This window comes from Ornithinimicrobium sp. (genome assembly GCF_030537745.1).
Taxonomy (GTDB): domain Bacteria; phylum Actinomycetota; class Actinomycetes; order Actinomycetales; family Dermatophilaceae; genus Ornithinicoccus.
On sequence record NZ_JAUNVI010000052.1, the window covers coordinates 1 to 18,425 of the forward strand.

Consider the following 18,425-nt stretch of genomic DNA (forward strand, 5'->3'; position numbering starts at 1 on the left):
CTTTTAATCCGTAGGTTGTGGGTTCGAATCCCACGGGGCCCACCACGTTTGCGCTGCTCAGAGCCCTGACACGGCTGAAATCCGGTCGAGGCTCCACCTCGACGTGATGTCCTTGGCCACCACGCGGCCACCGGAGGGGCCCGCCCGTCGAGTAGCTGGCGCCCAGACGGTGGACATCCTGGCTGGTCAAGAACCCACGGTCAGAACCGACCTACGGATTATGCGCCCGCGCGCCCACGCACCGGCCGGGACCGCGCACGCTCGGCGACACGCGCGTTCCCGCCGAGGCGGACCTGCCAAGCCTGGCGACAGGAGCACCCATTCTGTATTCCGATCGTGACAGCCCCGCACGGGTGGTGCCCGTCCGTCTCGACGACACCCTGCTCGCCGCCGCGGACGAGCGCGCCAAGCACGATCACAGCACCCGCCCCGAGGTGATCCGTGCAGCCCTGCGTGCCTACGTCGCGTGAAGGTCAACCCCTCAGCACTCCCCCGACAAACTCGCGACTCGCCCCATGAGAGGAATTGCCGCAGAGCGGACCCTAATACGATGCGTCTTTCGCGGTGGTAGGGCGCGCCGCTCGTCGACAGCCCCGACGTGCGAACAGGGGCGATAGCCAACGGAGGGCACGAGCGATGTCGGCTGGGCTCAAGAGTCTGGTCTAGCGCACAAGACGGTCCGGTGGGACCATTCGAAGATCAGCGGACGTCCTGACTGAGCCGAGCGTCTGTCCTTCACCGTCGAGGGGTCTCCCGTGAGTTCAGTCTTCGTCGCGATCGTTGGTCCACTGCTTACAGCAGTTCTCGCTGGGCTGGGCGTACTCATCAAGGAATGGCGGACACGTCGCCAATGGGAACACCGTCGTGACGAGATCATCGATCAGGGGCGCAAACAGGTGGCCTTCATTTCCGACTGGGCCACCGCGTACGGCAACTTGGACGTGTCGAGTGGAGACAGGTCGGAACCGTTGAGACAAGCTCAACAGGACCTTGATGCTCTGTATCGGTCGGTAGCCAATCAGATCGACAAGACCGCCCGGCAGCGCCCTCAGCGACGCGGGCCCGAGTTCTACGCGACGTGGATCTTCTTGACTCGCGTCCGACGGCCGTGGGCCCGGGTCAGTCGAGTCTTCTACCTCTTGGCCCTGGGCTGGGCTCTATTCAGCGGCCTCATCATGGCTCTCTTCAGTGTCAACGACGACGAGTATCCGCTCAGCGCAGAGTTGGCAATCGCCTTCTCCGTGACACTGGTGTACCTCGTGCCAGTCGCACTACTTCACATCCTTACCCGGAACCTAGATCGCCCACCGGGCGGCATTAGAGCCGCTAAACAACCTCTTCTTAACCATGGCGAAGACCACCCTGTCACGGAGGCAGCGGTGGGTGTCGACCCTCCACCTACCCAGGGGCGTTCTGAGGTGGTGCACCTTGACCCTCTTGGGGCCGAGTTTGACCCCTCCTCCGCCGGTGGCTAACGCTCTGGCGCGCAAAACTACTCGACTCGCCTGTCGCCCGTAGTTGGCGGATCGACGCCCGTGTGTCTGGCGGTCGAACGCGGCGAAGTGGGGCAGGTCAGGCGGAGCGTTCGCGGTCGAGTCGTTCCAGGATCCAGGACCGGACCAGTGTTGAGGCGGGCAGGTGCTTTGCGGAGGCGACTCTTTGGACTTCGGCTTCTTCCTCGGCGCTGAGCCGCACGGAGTACACCTTCTGGCGGTTCGGTCGTCGGCCGGTGGTGCCTGCGGGGTAGGCGTCGTCCTTGGTCCGCTCAGACTCGCGGCGCAGTCGTTCACCCAATGCTGGGTCATTCGTCTTGGCCATGGTCGTCTCCTTGCTGGTAGGCCTTCAGGTCGGCTCCGGTTGCGGGCCAGGCGTTGATTCCGTGCAGGTCACCGTCGAGGTCGCGGTAGGTAATCACGACGATGACCCGGCCGGCGGATCGGGAGCGCCCGATGAACCGGGACGCTCCCATGCGTGATTTCGGGTCTGGTTCAAGGGCCAGGAGGTCGACATCAGCCATGACCTCCTGAGTCCATTCGGGTTCGATACTCACGCCGTCGGGGTATCGGTGCACGCGGGAGCGGATGTAGGCGCTGGCGTCGGAATCCCAGTTGATGTCTTCGCCCACTCCACAAGTATAGCGTCATTGTCAGACGTTGTAGTACATGTCGCGAGGGGGTGGACGGTAGGGCCGGCTCAAACTCCGGCGACGTAGGCGGTCAGGAAGTGGACGCCGTGCCGGTCGAGGTGGCCCTGTCACTGGCCCAGAGGCGGGAACCACCACGGTCGACCGTGGACGCCTCAGCGAGTGCGACGACACGTCTGAACTCGTCGTGGACTCCGATGGTCCCCAGTACCGGGATCTCGAAAGCCTCATCCGAGAGGCGACGGTTGTGATGGTCGGCCAGGTTCTCCGCGACGATGAGTGCGTGCTGGACGGCGAAGGGGTACAGGTGCCCTACGCGGTCTCCAGGGTCGAATTCGTGGAAGTGCTTGACGGCCGATCCTCGGAAGCAGCGGTCACAGTTGTCCAACCCCGGGACGGCAGCGGGGATCGACCCGGCTTCGTACCGGTGAGCGGGTAGTGCTCTTCCTCAAGCACGAGGAACTGAAGGGCCGACGGAGGTAACCTCAGAGCGTGTCGAGCAAGGCGGAGCGACGAGCTGAACGGGAGTCCGTCGCTGCCTTCCACGAGGCCGAGCTGGCCAAACTTGTGGGCCGGGTCGGTGAGGCGATAGACGGTTTCCGGTCGGGCCGACTGGACGCCTTCGAGGTCGACCGAGTTCTCTTCCAGTACTCGCGCGCGGCCAAGAAGTTATGGAAGTTCTGCAACCTCGGCCCGGTCGAACTGACCGCGTCCCTGATCACCCGTGACGACCCTTCGACCGATTGGTGGGAGCGTGGCACGCCCAGACGCCGATGAACCAAGAATCCCGCCGGCGCGACGGCATGACGCGACGTGACCCGAGGGTGCTGCTCCGTGGATTGGTGGCGGCCGACGCAGACCTGATCGCTGCGTGGTCTCGTGACAAGGACTTCTGCCGAGCAGCAGGCTGGAGCATCCGTCCTATGGAGCAGCACCGGGCGTTCCAGCGCCAATTGATCGCGGATCCACCTGTCGACCTGTTGCGCTTGGCCGCCACTAGGGACGGACACCTGGTGGGCTACGTCGACCTCCACGGCAGCGCCCCCGACCGCCGCGAGCTGGGCTTTCTTGTCGGGCCTCGCGAGGTCTGGGGCCAAGGGCTCGGCATGGCGGCCGCCTCCGCGGGGCTGAGGTATGGGTTTCACGAGCTCGGGCTCAAGGAGATCTGGGCCGAAGCGCTGGAGGCGAACCACGCCTCGATTCGCATCCTGCAGAAGCTGGGCATGACGGGGAACGGCTGGGGCGAAGTCGACACTCACCTCGGCCGGCCCAGCCGCTACCGACAGTTCTCCATCACTGCGAAGTAGCAGGCAAGGATGGGCCTGCTCGTGGGCCATCGCAAGGGCCGTTCCCACCGGCAACCAGCCATGGCTGGATCCCCAGGTGCTTCCTCAGTTCTTCCAGTCCCAAGCCCCGCATGGCTGGGCCGTTGGGTCCCGCTCATCGGGGTGTCGACTGACCGCGGCGAGGGAGCCGCGTCCACGCGAACCCGGCCACCCCGATGAACACCGGCCACAGGGCCAGCCGTTCAAGCGCACCTGATGTGGGGCCGTCCCCAGAGAGCACGAACAACGCGGCCGCTGCGGCGGTGACGGCTCCCGTCGTCAGGAGTGCCCAAGCCAGCCCGGGCCGTTCATTTCGGCACCGGGCCCCGAGAAGAATGAGGGCGATCGGTTGTGCGACAAACAACGGCGCCGCGGCGATCGCATGCAGGGTCGCGTCCTGGTCGAGCGGTGCGAGTCCCGTGGCGACCGAGCTCAAGCCGGAGACCACCAGCAATCCCGTGACGCACGCCCCCAGTGATCGTGCGAGCAGCACCGCACCGCCGGCCAGCAACGCTCCGAAGACCATGAATGAGCCGTTCATCAGCTCATGGTGCGGCGAGCAGTACGCCGCCGAGCAGCCGACCTCACCGAGCCGGCTGACCGAGTCTGAGACGACGCTGTAGCCGCCGGTGGTCGCCGCTGCGACGACGAGCTCGATCGCGATGTAGGCCGGCCGCACGAGCAGAGCCAGCGCTCCCCAGCGCTCGGTCCGATCCCCGGTGACGCCAATGGGTCGTCGTGCTGAGGTTGCCTGCATCAGGTCACCGTAGACCGTGCTGCAGACGGGCCCAGCCCGCCGGTCCATGACGTAGCGAAGGCTCGTTCCGCGGGGCGTCCTACGATGCCGTCGGTCGCTTGTCGGGTTACTCCCCGGTGTGACCGTCCACGGCCTCTCGCAGCAGATCGGCGTGTCCGTTGTGCCTGGCGTACTCCTCGACCAGGTGGACCAGCACCCACCGCAGGCTCACCTGAGCCTGGCCATCCCAGGCCCCATGGGTGCGCGACAGAGCCGTCTCCTCGTCGCCAGCGAGCAAGCCATCAACGACTGCCCGCGACCGGTCGACGGACCGTGCCCACTGCTCGCGCAGCTCAACCCCCGTGTCCTCAGCGGCCGAAGTCCACTCCCAGTCTTCCCCTGCCGTGCTCCAGTCGATACTGGCCCACGGTTCGGGCATCGACTGACCACCCAGGGTGTGCGTGCACCAGTAGTCCTCCACCCACGCCAAGTGCTTCAGGAGGCCGCCCAACGTCATCGCCGTGGGATCCAACGACGCTCGCAGCCCTTCATCATCAACATCTCGACACTTCCACTCCAGCGTGGCTCGCATGAACTCCACGTACCCCAAGAGAGTCGCGCCTTCACTACCCTGCTGAGGGGGCTCCGGTCGCCCGTGCTCATCAAACGTGGTCTCGCCCATCGCTCAACGCTAGCAAGACACACCTCCTGTCAATGGCCAGTGCCAGGTCACCACCTGTCGCCGTCCCCACACGTGGCCACTTCACCGTGCTCACTGCAGCATCGCTCCGAAAGGACGCGGCCTGCCACAGATCAGCACAGACTCCGTGTCACCTACCGTGCAGCGGTCCCGTCCTTACACCTTGGCTCTGTGGGGACGGGCCCGTTCGTGACCACCGTCCAGGACTGGCACGTGTTTGGCGCGTCCGGCACGGACGCCGTTGGCGATGACGACGACCTCGGCCAGTTCGTGGATCAGCACCACCGCCGCGAGGCCGAGGACGCCGAGCAGGGCCAGCGGGATCAGGACCGCGATCAGGACCAAGGACAGCACGACGTTCTGCAACATGATGGCCCGGGTGCGGCGGGCGTGCTCGAACGCGAACGGCAGCAGCCGCAGGTCATCGCCCATGAGTGCGACGTCGGCGGTCTCGATCGCGACGTCGGTGCCCATGGCGCCCATCGCGATGCCGACGTCGGCGGTGGCCAGCGCAGGCGCGTCGTTGACGCCGTCGCCGACCATCGCGGTGGGTCGGTGGGCGCGGAGCCCGGTGACCACCGTGGACTTGTCCTCCGGGCGCAGGTCTGCGTGCACCTGCTCGATGCCCGCCTGGACGGCCAGGGCCTGGGCGGTGAGCTGGTTGTCGCCGGTGAGCATAGCCACCGTGTAGCCGTGGTCGTGGAAGCGGGCAATGACCTCGGCGGCCTCTGTCCGCAGCTCGTCCCTCACCGCGATCGCGCCCACCGGGTGGCCATCGACCTCGACCACGACCGCGGTGGCACCGGCCTGCTGCATACCGGTCACGACCGTCTTCAGGGTCCCGGGATCGACCCAGTCGGGCTTTCCCAGCCGGATGCGCACGCCGTCGACGTTGCCGACCAGCCCGGCGCCGACGACCGCTTCCACGTCCTGCGCGGCAGGCACCTGGTCGGTGGCGGCCAGGATGGCCGCGGCGAGCGGGTGCTCGCTGCGGGCCTCCAGCGCGGCCGCCCACGCCAGCACCTGGTCTCGGTCTTGGCCAGGCGCGGTGGCGACGTCGATCACGGCCGGCCGGTTGCGGGTCAGCGTGCCGGTCTTGTCCAGGGCGACGGTGCGCACCCTGCCCAGGGCCTCCATCGCGGCGCCACCCTTGACCAGGATCCCGCGGCGGCTGGCCGCCCCGATCGAGGCGACCACGGTGACGGGCACCGAGATCGCCAGCGCGCACGGTGAGGCGGCCACGACCATGACTAGGGCCCGGTGCAGCCACACCTCCCGGTCACCCAGCAGAGCACCGAGCAGCACCGTCAGAACTGCCGCGATCAGGACGCCGGGCACCAGCGGGCTGGCGATCCGGTCGGCCAGCCGCTGGGTGGCACCGCGGCGGGACTGCTCGACCTCCACCACGTGCACGATGCGGGCCAGGGAGTTGTCCCGCGCGGTGGAGGTGACCTGCACCTCCAGGGCTCCGGTGCCGTTGATCGACCCGGCGAAGACGTCCTGACCAGGCCCGGTCTCCACCGGCATGGACTCCCCGGTGATCGCCGAGGTGTCCACAACGCTGCGGCCGGTGCGCACGGTCCCGTCGGTCGCCAGCCGCTCACCCGGGCGGACCACCATGACGTCGCCGATCGCCAGCTGCGCGGGGTCCACGACGAGCTCGCTGCCGCCGCGCAGCACCCTCGCCTCCTTGGGCACCAGGTCCAGCAGCGCCCGCAGGCCATGCCGGGTCCGGGCCAGGGAGTAATCCTCTAGCCCCTCGCTGAGGGAGAACAAGAACGCCAGCGCGGCGGCCTCTTCCACCTGCCCGAGCAGGGTGGCCCCGACCGCGCCGATCGTCATCAGCAGGCCCACACCGAGTTTGCCGCGCGCCAGCCGCCGCAGGGCACCCGGGACGAACGTCGACCCACCCACCATCAAAGCGGCGGCGGCCAGCACAAGCTCCACCGTCCGCCCTCCGGCGAGCCCGGCGAGGAATCCCGCGCCCAGCAGTGCACCGGAGAGCAGACCCAGCTGCACCTGCCGCACCTGCCAGAGCCGGGTGACCGGCTCTGGCACCTCACCCCTGCCTGTGGAAGAGGGTGGGGTGACCTCGCACCCGCAGGCGTCCACGAGGAGCTCCCGCTCCGGGGTCTCCGGACCGCTCACCCTCCTGCCTCCTTCTCGTGCGTCCGCAGCTGGCCCGGGGCGAGGTTGCCCTCGGTCCCGACGCCGTAGTTCGGGCACAGGGCCACCGCATACCCCGTTGAGGCGAGCAGCCGCTCGGCGGCGTCGAGCACGCCCAGCAGCTGCGGAGCACTGCTCAGCGAGAACATCGAGGCCCGACCCTCCGGCCGCGACGCGACGAGGCCGCAGTCGCGCAGGCACGCCAGGTGCGCGCTCACGGTCGACTGCGCCAACCCCAGGTGCTCGGTCAGGTCACGCACGCGGTGCCCGCCCAGGCTCAGGTGCTGCAGAATAGCCAGCCGGGAAGGATCCGACAGGCCGTGAAAGAGTGCCGCCGCGACCTCGAGCCCCGCAGTGCCTGAAGGCACCTCCGGACCGGCCGCATCTATCGATGACATCGTCATTCAACGATGATAGCATCCTTGACCGAGGCTACCCCTAGCCGAGCACTTCATCCGCTCCAGCCGAGGATCAATGCTGGCGCTGCCTCTGGTCTGGAGTATGTGTCGGAGGACCCGGCCGTGCCACGATGGCACGACCCCCTCGCCATCCGAAAGGCGCCATGACTGCCGTCCTCTCCTGTCCTCGCCGCCTCTTCCGCATCCTGGCGGCTGCCGAGATGGTCACCTGGACCCTGTTGCTGGCCGGCATGGTCGGCAAATACGTGCTCGACGCCGGCGACCTGCCCGTGCGGGTGGGCGGGAGTGTGCACGGCTTCGTCTTCCTCGTCTACGCCTTGATCACCGTCGTCATCGGGGTGGACCAGCAGTGGCCGCGACAGTCGATCGCCCTGGGGCTGGCTTCGGCGGTGATCCCCTACGCGACCGTCCCGTTCGAGCGCAGTGCCGAGCGTCGCGGCCTGCTCGGTGACCGTTGGCGGCTGCTTTCCCCCGGGACCTCCCCCGACGGCGCGGTCGAACGACTCGTCGAGGCGGGGCTGCGCCGCCCCGTTCTCGCGGCGGTCCTCGGGGTAGTCGGGGTTGCAGTGACCTTCTCCGTCCTGCTCGCCCTGGGCCCACCCACCGAATGGTTCGCGTGAAGATGAGTGCGGCGCTGTGGCGTAGGTCATGGTGGCACGATGCCGCCACCCCGGTGCTCCCGTGCTAGCGTTATCTTGACCGTCGTATACGTGTGTCAAGAGTTTCCGCGCCCCGGGGGACCGGAAGTGCAGACTCGAACGACATCTCGGCGGTCCGGAGGCGCCGCACTCGTGGGCCCCGACAGCGATTAAGAATGAGGCAGCACCAGTGGCTACAGGCACCGTGAAGTGGTTCAACTCCGAGAAGGGCTTCGGCTTCGTCGAGCAGGACGGTGGCGGCGCTGACGTCTTCGTTCACTACTCCGCCATCGAGAGCTCCGGCTACCGTGAGCTCCAGGAGGGTCAGAAGGTCGAGTTCGACGTGGCCCAGGGCCCCAAGGGTCCGCAGGCAGAGAAGGTTCGCCCCCTCTGAGTTAACGACAGACTTGCACAACGGGGGCCCCGCGCGATTCGCGCGGGGCCCTTTGCATTGTCCCGGCACCTACGGTGCTCAAGACGTAGGCGGACGATCGTTAAAGCTCCTCGGATCTCGGACCCTCCGCGGTCCGCTCCAGCACCACACTCAGCACGCGCCCCAGGGCAGCGAGATCGGCCTCGTCGATCCCGTCGAGGAAATACTCCCGCACGGCACGGACGTGTCCCGGCGCGGCCTCGGCCTGCGCGGACCGACCAGCGGCGGTCAATCGCACGTAGGACCCACGCCCGTCAGTGATGCACTCCTCCTTGACGATCAGGCCCCGCGACTCCATCCGACGCAGGTGGTGGGACAGGCGGCTGCGCTCCCAGTGCATCTGCTCGGCGAGCACCGAGATGCGCAGCCGCTCGCCGTCGGTCTCGGCCAGGCGGACAATCGTCTCGTAGTCCTGCAGCGAGAGTTGGCTGTCCTTGGAGAGCGCCCGGCCCAGCGCCGAGGGCAGCTCGGTCTGGACACGGAGCCAGCGCCGCCAGACCTGCTGCTCGGCCTCGGTCAACCAGTGCACGCTCTGCTCGGACATGAGTGCAGGCTACCACTTTGCTTGACACGTCACTCTAAAATCTTTAAAGTAAGTGACGCATCATTCACCATTGTGGAAGGAACCACCTGATGACCACCACCACGACCGCGCCCACCACGCTGACCGCTCTGGACGGCACCTACGTCATCGACGCGAGCCACACCCAGATCGGCTTCACCACCCGGCACGCGATGGTGACCAAGGTCCGCGGCGCTTTCAACGAGGTCGAGGGCTCGGCCACGACCGGCCCCGGACTGCAGGACGCCCAGATCGAGATCGTCATCCAGGCTGGCAGCGTCGACACCCGCAGCGCCGACCGCGATGCCCACCTGGCGTCGGCTGACTTCTTCGACGTCGAGACCTACCCGACCCTGACCTTCCGCTCCACCGAGGTCATCGCGGTCGATGCCGACACCCTGCGCGTCGTCGGCGACCTCACGATCAAGGACGTCACCCGCCCGGTCACCATCGACTTCGACTTCGCCGGCGCCGCCCAGGACCCGTTCGGCAACGTCCGCGTCGGCTTCGAGGGCTCCACCGTCATCAACCGCAAGGACTTCGGCCTGACCTGGAACGCTGCCCTGGAGACCGGCGGCGTCCTCGTCTCGGAGAAGGTCACCCTGGAGTTCGAGGTCTCGGCCATCAAGGCTGCCGCCTGAGCGCTCGACCCTCACCGCTCCCCCAGTGAAGCCCGGACCGGGCACACTGCTGTGTATGTCGTGGGGCGAGGATGACCCCGGAGCGGGCTGGTGGGACGAAGGTGGCGAGGCCGAAGCAGCCGCGCAACTGCTGGACGCCGTGGAGCGGGCGCTGCGCAGCCTGATCGGTCGAGGCGTGCCGATCCGCAGCCTGACACCCGGGCCGGTGCAGGGCGTGGCACGCCTGCACCTGGCGGACTCCACGGTCTTTCTCGTCACCAGCGCGGGGGGAGCCCACTTCGGTCGGGTCGTCCGGGCGATCTTTGGCCATCACTCCCTGACTATCTCCACCTGGGAGCGCAGCACCGACGGCTTGCGGATCACCCTCGGCGGAGTGCCCGGACGTGAGCCGGCCCAGCTGTGGCTGCTCGGCCCCGACCAGCCCGACTGACCTCATACCAGGGCGTGACTCACGTCTCGCGCTGTCCAGGGAACGTTCTGAGCCGCCAGCGCGCTACTTTCATACATGAGCACTTCCTCCGTCCCCGCCGCTGCCACCCCGCACCGCGTCCTCGTGATCGGGTCCGGCTTCGGCGGACTGTTCGCCACCAAGGCGCTCAACGAGCCCGAGGTGAGCGTCACGATGATCGCGCGCACCAACCATCACCTGTTCCAGCCGCTGCTCTACCAGGTCGCTACCGGCATCCTGTCCGAGGGCGTCATCGCCCCGAGCACCCGAGACGTCCTCGCGCGCCAAAGCAACGCCGCTGTCCTCATGGGTGAGGTGAGCGCGATCGACCTGGACGCGCGCCGGGTGACAGCCAGCAGCATCGGCCAGTCGACGGTCTACGACTACGACAGCCTGATCGTGGCCGCCGGCGCCGACCAGTCGTGGTTCGGCAACGACGAGTTCGCCGAGTTCGCGCCCGGCATGAAGACCATCGATGACGCGCTCGAGCTGCGCGGCCGGATCTACGGCGCGTTCGAGATGGCCGAGGTCGCTTCGGCCGCAGGGCGCACTGACGTGCTTGCCAAGCTGCTCACCTTCGTCGTCATCGGCGCGGGCCCGACCGGCGTGGAGATGGCCGGGCAGCTGGCCGAGCTGTCCAAGCGCACGCTCGCCAAGGAGTTTCGCCACATCGACCCCTCCTCCGCGCGGGTGATCCTGTTGGATGCGACCGATGCGGTGCTCAGCAGCTTTGGGCCCGACCTGTCCGAGAGCACCGTCCGCGACCTCACCAAGCTGGGGATCGAGGTCCGCCTGGGCGCGAAGGTCGTCGACGTCGACGCCGACGGCCTGGTCGTCGAGGAGCGGGACGGCACGAGGGAGCGCATCGAAGCCAGCACCAAGGTGTGGGCCGCCGGGGTCTCGGCCAACCCTCTGACCCGCACGCTCGCGGAGCAGACGGGTGCGCAGCTGGACCGGTCCGGCCGGATCAAGGTCAACCCGGACCTGACCCTGCCGGGGCACCCCGAGGTGTATGCCGTGGGTGACCTCGTCTGGCTGGGGGACCTGCCGGGGGTGGCTCAGGGCGCGATCCAGACGGGTCGGCATGCCGCTGGCCAGATCCTGCGGCGCATCCGCGGGGAGGAGACCGGGCAGCCGTTCGAGTATCACGACAAGGGGTCGATGGCCACGATCTCGCGCTTCCGGGCGGTGATGAAGCGCGGCAACCTGGAGCTGACGGGCTACCCCGCGTGGGTCGCCTGGCTGGCGGTGCACCTCTTCTACATCATCGGTTTCAAGACCCAGATCACGACGCTGCTCCACTGGGCCGTGAGCTTCTTCGGCAGCGGGCGCTCCGAGCGGACCGTCACCGAGCAGCAGGTGCTAGCACGCCTCGCGCTGGAATACCTCGGTGAGGACTTTCTGCGCACCTCGCTGAGCCAGCCGACCGTGAAGGAGCCCTCAGACTTCGTCGAGGCGGTCGAGCAGGTGGCCCAGGAGACCGACCCGAGCACCGGCGACCGCAAGGACGGCTGACCCCGCGTCAGGGCCTTGACGACGTCAGCCCACCAGCGTCAGGGCGCCTTCGCCGGCGAGCACGGCGAGCGCGTTGCGGGCGGCGAGCGTCGCCATACCCTCCCGTGTCTGCACGGTCGCCGAGCCCACGTGCGGCAGCAGCACCACGTTGTCGAGCTCGAGCAGCCCGGGGTGGACGCGCGGCTCCTCCTCGAAGACGTCCAGCCCTGCCCCGGCGATCTGCCCCGTCCGCAGCGCTTCCACCAGGGCCGCCTCATCGACGACCGGTCCGCGCGCGGTGTTGATCAGGTAGGCCGTGTCCCGCATGGCAGAGAGCGCCTCCGCGTCGATGAGGTGATAGGTCGAGTCCGGGGCGCCAGCCGGGATGAGGGGGCAGTGCAGTGAGACCACGTCGGCAGTCGCCAGCAGCTCGGGCAGGTCGACCCGGGCGGCGGCCAGCTGTGCCTGCGCCTGCGCCGCCATCGGGGAGCGACCCGCATAGACCACCTCCATCCCAAAGGCCTTGGCCCGCCGAGCCGTCGCGATGCCGATCTGCCCGGGCCCAACGATGCCGATCGTCCTGCCCTGCAGCCCCATGCCCAGCAGCACAGACATTCCCCACGTCCACGGCTTGCCTGACCGGACCACCCGCTCGGCCTCACCCAGTCGCCGCGTGGCCATCAGGACGAGCGCGAAGGCCGTGTCGGCGGTGGCCTCGGTGAGCACCCCGGGCGTGTTAGTCGCGACCACGCCCCGCTCCCGGCAGGCCGCGACATCGATGTTGTCGTAACCGACGGCGACGTTGCACACCGCCCGCAGCTGGCTGCCGGCCGCACCGAGGAATTCCTGGTCGACCCGGTCGGTCACCATCGTCACGACCGCGTCGGCACCGCTGACCCGGCGCAGCACCACCTCCCTGGACGGCGCGTCCTGCCCCTCCCAGGAGTCCACGTCGTGCGCGGCCCGGAGCAGCGCGAGCGCCGCCTGCGGGATCTGGTGGGTGACCACCACTCGTGCCATCTGCGCTCCTTGCGACCAATTCCAGTGCGTCTCTGGCCACCGACCCTACGGCTCGCGTCGCATCGGCAGGTGGGGTATGCCGTCCTCCACGTAGTCGTCCCCGTTGCGCCGGAACCCGAACCGGGCGTACCAGCCCTCAAGGTAGGTCTGGGCGCTGATCTGCACCGGTCGCTGCCCGATCCGGCGCAGCGCCTCCTCGACCAGCAGCGCGGCATACCCCTGGCCGCGGTGCGCAGCCTGGGTGGCGACCCGGCCCAGGTGGACGGTCCCGGCGGCATCGACATAGGTGCGCAGGGTGGCCACGGGCTCCGGCGGTGCGCCGACCTCGAGCCAGTGCTGCTCGGTGCCGGGCTCCAGGTCGATGCCGTCCAGGTCGGGGTAGGGACACTCCTGCTCGACGACGAAGACGTCGATGCGCAGCCGGAGCAGCGAGTAGAGCGTGCGCGGCTCGATGTCGAGCAGGTGCGCGGCACGCAGGGTGGGGTTCACGACACGAGGGTATGTCGAGCGCCTACGGTCGGTGCATGAGCATCGAGCCCGTGGACGCGCTGCGCCGGATTGCCTTCCTGCTCGAGCGCCAGCGCGAGTCCACCTACCGCGTCGAGGCCTACCGCGAGGCGGCCGCCGAGATCCTCCCGCTCGGGGAGGATGAGGTGCGCCAGCGGGTGCAGGCCGGCACCCTGCGTGACCTGCCCGGGATCGGGGCCTCGACCTCGGAGGTGATCGAGCAGGCGGTCGCGGGGCACGTCCCGGACAAACTGGCCGAGCTGGAGGAAAAGACAGGCGGACCGCTGGTCACCGGCGGGGAGGATCTGCGCGCCACGCTGCGCGGCGATCTCCATACGCACTCCAACTGGTCCGACGGCGGCTCCCCGATCGAAGAGATGGTCGCCAGCGCGATCGAGCTCGGTCACGACTATCTCGCGCTGACCGACCACTCCCCCCGGCTCAAGATCGCCAACGGGCTCACCGCGGCGCGCCTGACCCGCCAGCTCGGCGTCGTTGACGCCGTTAACGCACACCTGGGCAAGCGCTTCCGGCTGCTCAAGGGCATTGAGGTCGACATCCTCGACGACGGCACCCTCGACCAGCAACCGGAGCTGCTCAGCCAGCTGGACGTCCGCGTGGCCTCCGTGCACAGCAAGCTCGCGATGGCCTCCCCCGCGATGACGCGCCGGATGCTGGCGGCCGTGCGCAACCCGGCGACCAACATCCTGGGGCACTGCACCGGGCGAATGGTGATGCCTCGGGCCGGCGACAAGGCTCGAGGCGGCAAGACGCGCCCGCAGAGCACCTTCGACGCCCGAGCAGTCTTCGAGGCGTGCGTGGAGAGCAGCACGGCGGTCGAGATCAACTGTCGGCCGGAGCGGCAGGACCCGCCCAGTGACCTGCTGGCGTTGGCGATCGAGCTGGGCTGCCTCTTTGCCATCGACACGGACGCGCACGCCCCGGGCCAACTGGACTTCCTGGCCTACGGCTGCGCGCGTGCCGAGGAGGCGGGGGTGCCGGTCGAGCGAATTGTCAACACCTGGTCGCTGGAGGAGCTGCTGGTCTGGGCCAATCCGGCAGCCGCGTCCTGAGACTCTCAGACCCTCCCGCCACGTCCTCACGTCGGCTGACGGCCCGTTTTTGTCCTCCCGCCACCTATCCCGTATGCTCACTCATTGTCCTCAGCGGATCCGTTAGACCGCCTGGCGGCGGGTCCAAGCAGGATGAAAGGTCCCCATCGTCTAGTGGCCTAGGACCCCGCCCTTTCACGGCGGTAACACGGGTTCGAATCCCGTTGGGGATGCACAGGTCTCGTCCTGAACGAGGCCCCGTAGCGCAGTTGGTTAGCGCGCCGCCCTGTCACGGCGGAGGTCGCGGGTTCGAGTCCCGTCGGGGTCGCAGCATGGGCGGCGTGGTAACGACCGAAAGGTCGCGCCACGCCGTTTCGCACCACCCACGGCCAGGTAGCTCAGTTGGTACGAGCGTCCGACTGAAAATCGGAAGGTCGGCGGTTCGACCCCGCCCCTGGCCACCACCCACCCGTTCTCCGCTCTCTAGCGATCGTGCGCCCGCAGGAGCCAAGGAGTGGTCCCCCGGTGAACAGCGCGGTCGCTGCGGGCGACTGGAGTGAATTCACTTAGTTTGTGGAAGCGCGGCTTTTTGTGGCACTGATTGAGCACGTCATACTTGTGCGGTGAATCGTACAAAATCAGCCCTCACCATCCTCGCTATCGCGAGCGCCCTGGCCATCGCCGGATGCTCGACCGAAAGTGAGCCCTCGACTCCCGCCATGCCGGCAACCACCACCGACGCCGCCTCAGAAGCCACCACCTCAGACACCCCAACCCCGGACGCGAGCGACGACACCGCGATGGAGACCAGCGACAGCGACATGAACGCCGCTGAGGAGCCCACCGAGTCGGAAATCACGGTGACCGTGGGGGGCACCGACACCGTCATCACCCCAGACCAGGTCTACTGCTCCGGTGAGAAGGGCAAGCTCCGCCACATCATCGGCAAGACCAATAACCAGCCACCGTTGGTGGAGGCGACCCCGGGCGAGTTCGCGATGGTCAAGCTCGACCAGAAGAGCGCGCCCTACAAAGCCGAAAAGCCCGCAGGCATCACCTTCGGTGACAAGTCCGCCACCTTCGATGCGACCGTCCTCGGCGACGCCACGGTGAACGGCAGCCTGGTGTGCTCCGTTTGGGAGAACTGACACCTGCTTCACCAGCGGCTGTCCCCCCGACCGACCGTAGGATCCCCCTATGACCGCACTTGCCCCATACCTGTTCTTTCCCGGCACTGCGCGCGAAGCGCTCACGTTCTACCAGCAGGTTTTCGGGGGCGAACTGATCGTGAATACTCTCGCCGACTTCGGCCGACAGGACGGGCCGGCTGACGCGGTCGCCCACGGCATGCTCCGCGGACCGGTGACGATGTTTGCGGCTGACGTGGTGGGGCAGGAGAAGGCGTTGCACGTGGAAGGGATGATGTTCGCGCTGCTCGGTGCCGCTGAGCCCGACGTGCTCGTCTCGTGGTTCGCGAGGCTGGCCACCGATGGCGAGGTCGTGGACGACTTGCAGAAAAGGGTATGGGGCGCTCATGACGGGCAGGTGCGTGACCGGTTCGGGGTTCTCTGGCTGATCGGCTACGAGGAGGACTGACCGCCGCGATTCGCGGTCACCGACACTCCTGGCGACAGGACCACCGTCCACGTCCTCTTCGTGGAACTCAAAGGCAACGCTGGCGAGCCCCCAGAGACGGAAGGGCTCGGCCCGCTGTGAGCATGCGCGTGCTGCTGTCGCGTCAGCGGGACTAAGCGGTCACGCGACTGCGATACTGCAAAGGTGGCAACTACACGGTGCTACCAGTCGGGCGTCCTGGTGGACGAGGGCTTCTCGCTGGAGAAGTTGGATGAGCACCTGTCCCACGACCACTCGGTGATCTGGGTGGATCTCTTCCGACCCACCTTGCAAGAGTTGCAGACCGTGGCCGAGCAGCTCGGGCTGCATTCGCTCGCTGTCGAGGGCGCCGCAACCGGGGGACAGCGATCAAAGTTTGATCGCTACGAGCACCACGACTTCCTCAGCGCCTACGCGGTCCGGCTGGAGGCCGACAGCGGGGAGCTGGTGACCGCTGAGATCGCGGCCTTCATCACCCACAACGCCCTAGTCACGGTCCGCAAGGATGACCACTTCCCCGTTGAAGACCTTTTCGACCATCTGGACAAGGATGCCGAGCTCACCTCCCACGGCATCAGCGCGTTGCTCTATGGCCTGCTCGACTTTGTCGTCGATGGACACTTCGATGCCGTGCAGGCACTGGACGACCAGATCGAAGGCCTCGAGGACCTGCTCTTCGATGACCGCCCGCACGACAAAGACGTGCAGCGACGAAGCTTTGAGCTGCGCAAGTCCCTGGTGCGACTGCGACGCGTCGTGCTGCCCATGCGGGAGGTCGTCAATACGCTGATGCGGCGCGACGTCGACCTCGTGCCCCCTCCGATGGCCCCCTATTTCCAGGATCTTTACGACCACGTGCTGCGGGCCACTGAGTGGACCGACAGTCTGCGCGACCTCGTGTCGACGATCGTGGAGACGAACCTGACGATCCAGGGCAACAGACTCAACGTCATCACCAAGAAGGTCACGAGCTGGGCGGCCATCATCGCCGTGCCCACTGCCATCACGGGGTTCTACGGCCAGAACCTGCCCTACCCAGGCTTCGCTGCGTCCTCAGGCTTTATCGCCTCGACGCTTCTCATCGTGGTGCTCTCCTTGGCCTTGTTCGTCGCGTTCAAGCGCAAGGACTGGCTCTAACGCTGCCGGGTCGTCGTCATACCGACAGAACAGGTGAAACACTGACGTCATGACCGCTTACCCGCTGGACCTGCAGACCCCATCCGTGGAGGTGGGCGAGCGGACCGCTACGCGCCTACGGATCTTCAACGCGGTCATGGGAGTGCTGCACCTCGTCTCCGGCGCCGCCATGGTGGCGCTCAGCAACGACTTCACCCTCCCGGTGTCCACGTTCGCCCTCAACGGACCGCCCGGGACCCCGCTCGACCAAGGCGTCACGAACCTGGTGTTCGACGTGCCGCTCGGCGTGGCCACGGCCTCCTTCTTGTTCCTCTCGGCCTTCTTCCACTTCCTGATCGCCTCACCGTGGGGCTTCCCGCGCTACCTCGACGAACTGTCGAAGGGACGCAACCGCTTCCGCTGGGTGGAGTACAGCCTCTCCTCGACGCTGATGATCATCCTGATCAGCCTCGTGCTGGGGATCTCTGACATCGCGGCACTGATCGGGCTTGGCCTGGCCAACGTGTCGATGATCCTCTTCGGGTGGTTGATGGAGATGTCCAACAACGGCCTGATGCACGGCAAGGACGGCCACCCGGTCCGTGGTGAACGCGCCTGGTGGACGCCGTTCTGGTTTGGCTGCGTCGCCGGCATCGGCCCGTGGCTGGCTGCCGCGATTTATCTTTACGTCAACGTCGCCGTCAAGGACGGCCCCGGCCCTCCCGGGTTCGTCTACGGCATCATCGTCTCGCTCTTCGTGTTCTTCAACAGCTTCGCCATCAACCAGTGGCTGCAGTACAAGCAGGTCGGCCGCTGGAAGGACTACCTCACCGGCGAGCGCACCTATATCGTCCTCAGCCTCGTGGCCAAGAGCCTGCTGGCTTGGCAGGTCTTCGCCAACGTCCTCGTTGGTTAACTCGTTGGCGACACCCTCAGACGCCCGGCGCGCGGGCGGATCTGCGCAGGACGTCGCGGGCCTGAAACGGCTGGCTTCCTCCCCGCGGGCTCTCAAGGCTGGCATGAACGCCTGGCCGCCATTCCTCTTCTCCGGCATCCGCGTCACCACGATCAGCGCCAACTTCCGCTCCGTGCGCGTGCGCCTCAAACGGTCCGCGCTGACGAGCAACTACGTCGGGACCCTGTTTGGCGGGTCGGTCTTCGCGATGACCGACCCGTTCTGGATGGTGATGATCCTGCGCAACCTCGGACCCGGGTATGTCGTGTGGGACAAGGCAGCCCAGATCGAGTTTGTCGCTCCCGGACGCGCGTCGGTGACTGCCTCCTTCGAGCTGACCGATCAGGTGCTCGACGAGCTCCGGGACGCTGCCCAGGGCGGCGCCAAGGTGCTGCGGTGGTTCGAGACGGACGTGGTCACTGCCGACGGCACCGTTGTGGCCCGGGTGCGCAAGCA

Annotated in this window: 24 protein-coding genes and 3 tRNA genes; 18 read left to right on the plus strand and 9 right to left on the minus strand. The window is 67.4% G+C overall.

The features are described from left to right. Nucleotides 1–353 precede the first annotated feature (353 nt). Together Q4P07_RS10850 and Q4P07_RS10855 are read left to right on the plus strand one after the other, a co-directional pair. Nucleotides 354–470 carry a ribbon-helix-helix domain-containing protein gene (locus tag Q4P07_RS10850; protein WP_303374935.1) on the plus strand — a complete coding sequence of 39 codons (117 nt, stop codon included), beginning with the start codon at nt 354–356 and terminating at the stop codon, nt 468–470. 285 nt (nt 471–755) lie between these two features. Then, entirely contained in the window at nt 756–1,475 is a 720-nt protein-coding gene (locus Q4P07_RS10855; RefSeq protein WP_303374936.1) for a hypothetical protein, read from the plus strand. A 97-nt stretch (nt 1,476–1,572) separates the two neighbouring features. On the opposite strand, the gene Q4P07_RS10860 is transcribed toward Q4P07_RS10855, so the two are convergent. After that, a complete protein-coding gene (locus Q4P07_RS10860) occupies nt 1,573–1,818 on the minus strand; it encodes a hypothetical protein (protein WP_303374937.1) in 246 nt (81 codons plus the stop codon). Beyond that, nucleotides 1,802–2,125, minus strand: a complete 324-nt coding sequence (locus tag Q4P07_RS10865; protein ID WP_303374938.1) for a hypothetical protein — start codon at nt 2,123–2,125, stop codon at nt 1,802–1,804. The genes Q4P07_RS10860 and Q4P07_RS10865 overlap by 17 nt, the downstream gene beginning before the upstream one ends. Before the next feature lie 510 nt (nt 2,126–2,635). Here Q4P07_RS10865 and Q4P07_RS10870 point away from each other — a divergent pair. Both Q4P07_RS10870 and Q4P07_RS10875 read left to right on the plus strand, forming a co-directional pair. Next, a complete protein-coding gene (locus Q4P07_RS10870) occupies nt 2,636–2,920 on the plus strand; it encodes a hypothetical protein (protein ID WP_303374939.1) in 285 nt (94 codons plus the stop codon). Further along, entirely contained in the window at nt 2,917–3,450 is a 534-nt protein-coding gene (locus Q4P07_RS10875; protein WP_303374940.1) for a GNAT family N-acetyltransferase, read from the plus strand. Before Q4P07_RS10870 ends, Q4P07_RS10875 begins: the two co-directional genes overlap by 4 nt. Before the next feature lie 133 nt (nt 3,451–3,583). Here Q4P07_RS10875 and Q4P07_RS10880 read toward each other — a convergent pair whose 3' ends face one another. The 4 genes from Q4P07_RS10880 to Q4P07_RS10895 form a co-directional block, all read right to left on the minus strand. Beyond that, complete coding sequence (locus tag Q4P07_RS10880) at nt 3,584–4,225, minus strand: DUF998 domain-containing protein (RefSeq protein ID WP_303374941.1); 642 nt, start codon at nt 4,223–4,225, stop codon at nt 3,584–3,586. Between the two features lie 106 nt (nt 4,226–4,331). Further along, entirely contained in the window at nt 4,332–4,886 is a 555-nt protein-coding gene (locus tag Q4P07_RS10885) for a DinB family protein (protein ID WP_303374942.1), read from the minus strand. 174 nt (nt 4,887–5,060) lie between these two features. Next, entirely contained in the window at nt 5,061–7,052 is a 1,992-nt protein-coding gene (locus Q4P07_RS10890; RefSeq protein WP_303374943.1) for a cation-translocating P-type ATPase, read from the minus strand. Continuing rightward, nucleotides 7,049–7,474 (minus strand): helix-turn-helix transcriptional regulator, encoded by a 426-nt coding sequence (locus Q4P07_RS10895; protein WP_303374944.1) that lies wholly within the window; start codon nt 7,472–7,474, stop codon nt 7,049–7,051. Before Q4P07_RS10895 ends, Q4P07_RS10890 begins: the two co-directional genes overlap by 4 nt. A gap of 158 nt (nt 7,475–7,632) precedes the next feature. On the opposite strand from Q4P07_RS10895, the gene Q4P07_RS10900 reads away from it, so the two are divergent. After that, a complete protein-coding gene (locus Q4P07_RS10900; protein ID WP_303374945.1) occupies nt 7,633–8,109 on the plus strand; it encodes a DUF3817 domain-containing protein in 477 nt (158 codons plus the stop codon). 208 nt (nt 8,110–8,317) lie between these two features. Beyond that, the gene (locus tag Q4P07_RS10905) at nt 8,318–8,521 is read left to right on the plus strand and encodes a cold-shock protein (RefSeq protein ID WP_303374946.1); all 204 of its coding nucleotides are present in this window, start codon (nt 8,318–8,320) and stop codon (nt 8,519–8,521) included. Between the two features lie 100 nt (nt 8,522–8,621). Here Q4P07_RS10905 and Q4P07_RS10910 read toward each other — a convergent pair whose 3' ends face one another. Continuing rightward, the gene (locus Q4P07_RS10910) at nt 8,622–9,104 is read right to left on the minus strand and encodes a MarR family winged helix-turn-helix transcriptional regulator (RefSeq protein ID WP_303374947.1); all 483 of its coding nucleotides are present in this window, start codon (nt 9,102–9,104) and stop codon (nt 8,622–8,624) included. 89 nt (nt 9,105–9,193) lie between these two features. Here Q4P07_RS10910 and Q4P07_RS10915 point away from each other — a divergent pair, with 89 nt between their 5' ends. The 3 genes from Q4P07_RS10915 to Q4P07_RS10925 all read left to right on the plus strand — a co-directional run bounded on the left by Q4P07_RS10915 (nt 9,194) and on the right by Q4P07_RS10925 (nt 11,726). Then, nucleotides 9,194–9,763 carry a YceI family protein gene (locus Q4P07_RS10915; protein WP_303374948.1) on the plus strand — a complete coding sequence of 190 codons (570 nt, stop codon included), beginning with the start codon at nt 9,194–9,196 and terminating at the stop codon, nt 9,761–9,763. Between the two features lie 55 nt (nt 9,764–9,818). Continuing rightward, complete coding sequence (locus Q4P07_RS10920) at nt 9,819–10,193, plus strand: hypothetical protein (protein ID WP_303374949.1); 375 nt, start codon at nt 9,819–9,821, stop codon at nt 10,191–10,193. Between the two features lie 75 nt (nt 10,194–10,268). Then, the gene (locus Q4P07_RS10925; protein WP_303374950.1) at nt 10,269–11,726 is read left to right on the plus strand and encodes an NAD(P)/FAD-dependent oxidoreductase; all 1,458 of its coding nucleotides are present in this window, start codon (nt 10,269–10,271) and stop codon (nt 11,724–11,726) included. A gap of 24 nt (nt 11,727–11,750) precedes the next feature. Here Q4P07_RS10925 and Q4P07_RS10930 read toward each other — a convergent pair whose 3' ends face one another. Beyond that, entirely contained in the window at nt 11,751–12,725 is a 975-nt protein-coding gene (locus tag Q4P07_RS10930; RefSeq protein WP_303374951.1) for a D-glycerate dehydrogenase, read from the minus strand. A 45-nt stretch (nt 12,726–12,770) separates the two neighbouring features. Then, on the minus strand, nt 12,771–13,214 hold the full coding sequence (locus Q4P07_RS10935) for a GNAT family N-acetyltransferase (RefSeq protein ID WP_303374952.1): 444 nt from the start codon (nt 13,212–13,214) through the stop codon (nt 12,771–12,773). A gap of 35 nt (nt 13,215–13,249) precedes the next feature. Between Q4P07_RS10935 and Q4P07_RS10940 the strand changes: the two genes are divergently transcribed. From Q4P07_RS10940 to Q4P07_RS10980, 9 genes are all read left to right on the plus strand, one after another. Then, nucleotides 13,250–14,305 (plus strand): PHP domain-containing protein, encoded by a 1,056-nt coding sequence (locus Q4P07_RS10940; RefSeq protein WP_303374953.1) that lies wholly within the window; start codon nt 13,250–13,252, stop codon nt 14,303–14,305. A gap of 139 nt (nt 14,306–14,444) precedes the next feature. Further along, nucleotides 14,445–14,517, plus strand: a tRNA-Glu gene (locus tag Q4P07_RS10945). Between the two features lie 21 nt (nt 14,518–14,538). Further along, nucleotides 14,539–14,612 (plus strand) — tRNA-Asp (locus Q4P07_RS10950). Between the two features lie 59 nt (nt 14,613–14,671). Then, nucleotides 14,672–14,748, plus strand: a tRNA-Phe gene (locus Q4P07_RS10955). Nucleotides 14,749–14,907: 159 nt separating this feature from the next. Continuing rightward, nucleotides 14,908–15,432 carry a hypothetical protein gene (locus tag Q4P07_RS10960; RefSeq protein ID WP_303374954.1) on the plus strand — a complete coding sequence of 175 codons (525 nt, stop codon included), beginning with the start codon at nt 14,908–14,910 and terminating at the stop codon, nt 15,430–15,432. Between the two features lie 49 nt (nt 15,433–15,481). Next, entirely contained in the window at nt 15,482–15,880 is a 399-nt protein-coding gene (locus Q4P07_RS10965; RefSeq protein WP_303374955.1) for a VOC family protein, read from the plus strand. 183 nt (nt 15,881–16,063) lie between these two features. Continuing rightward, on the plus strand, nt 16,064–17,035 hold the full coding sequence (locus tag Q4P07_RS10970; protein ID WP_303374956.1) for a magnesium transporter CorA family protein: 972 nt from the start codon (nt 16,064–16,066) through the stop codon (nt 17,033–17,035). Between the two features lie 49 nt (nt 17,036–17,084). After that, the gene (gene heR, locus Q4P07_RS10975; RefSeq protein ID WP_303374957.1) at nt 17,085–17,930 is read left to right on the plus strand and encodes a heliorhodopsin HeR; all 846 of its coding nucleotides are present in this window, start codon (nt 17,085–17,087) and stop codon (nt 17,928–17,930) included. A 4-nt stretch (nt 17,931–17,934) separates the two neighbouring features. Continuing rightward, nucleotides 17,935–18,425 (plus strand): DUF4442 domain-containing protein (locus tag Q4P07_RS10980; protein ID WP_303374958.1); only part of this gene is annotated, 491 nt, incomplete at its 3' end.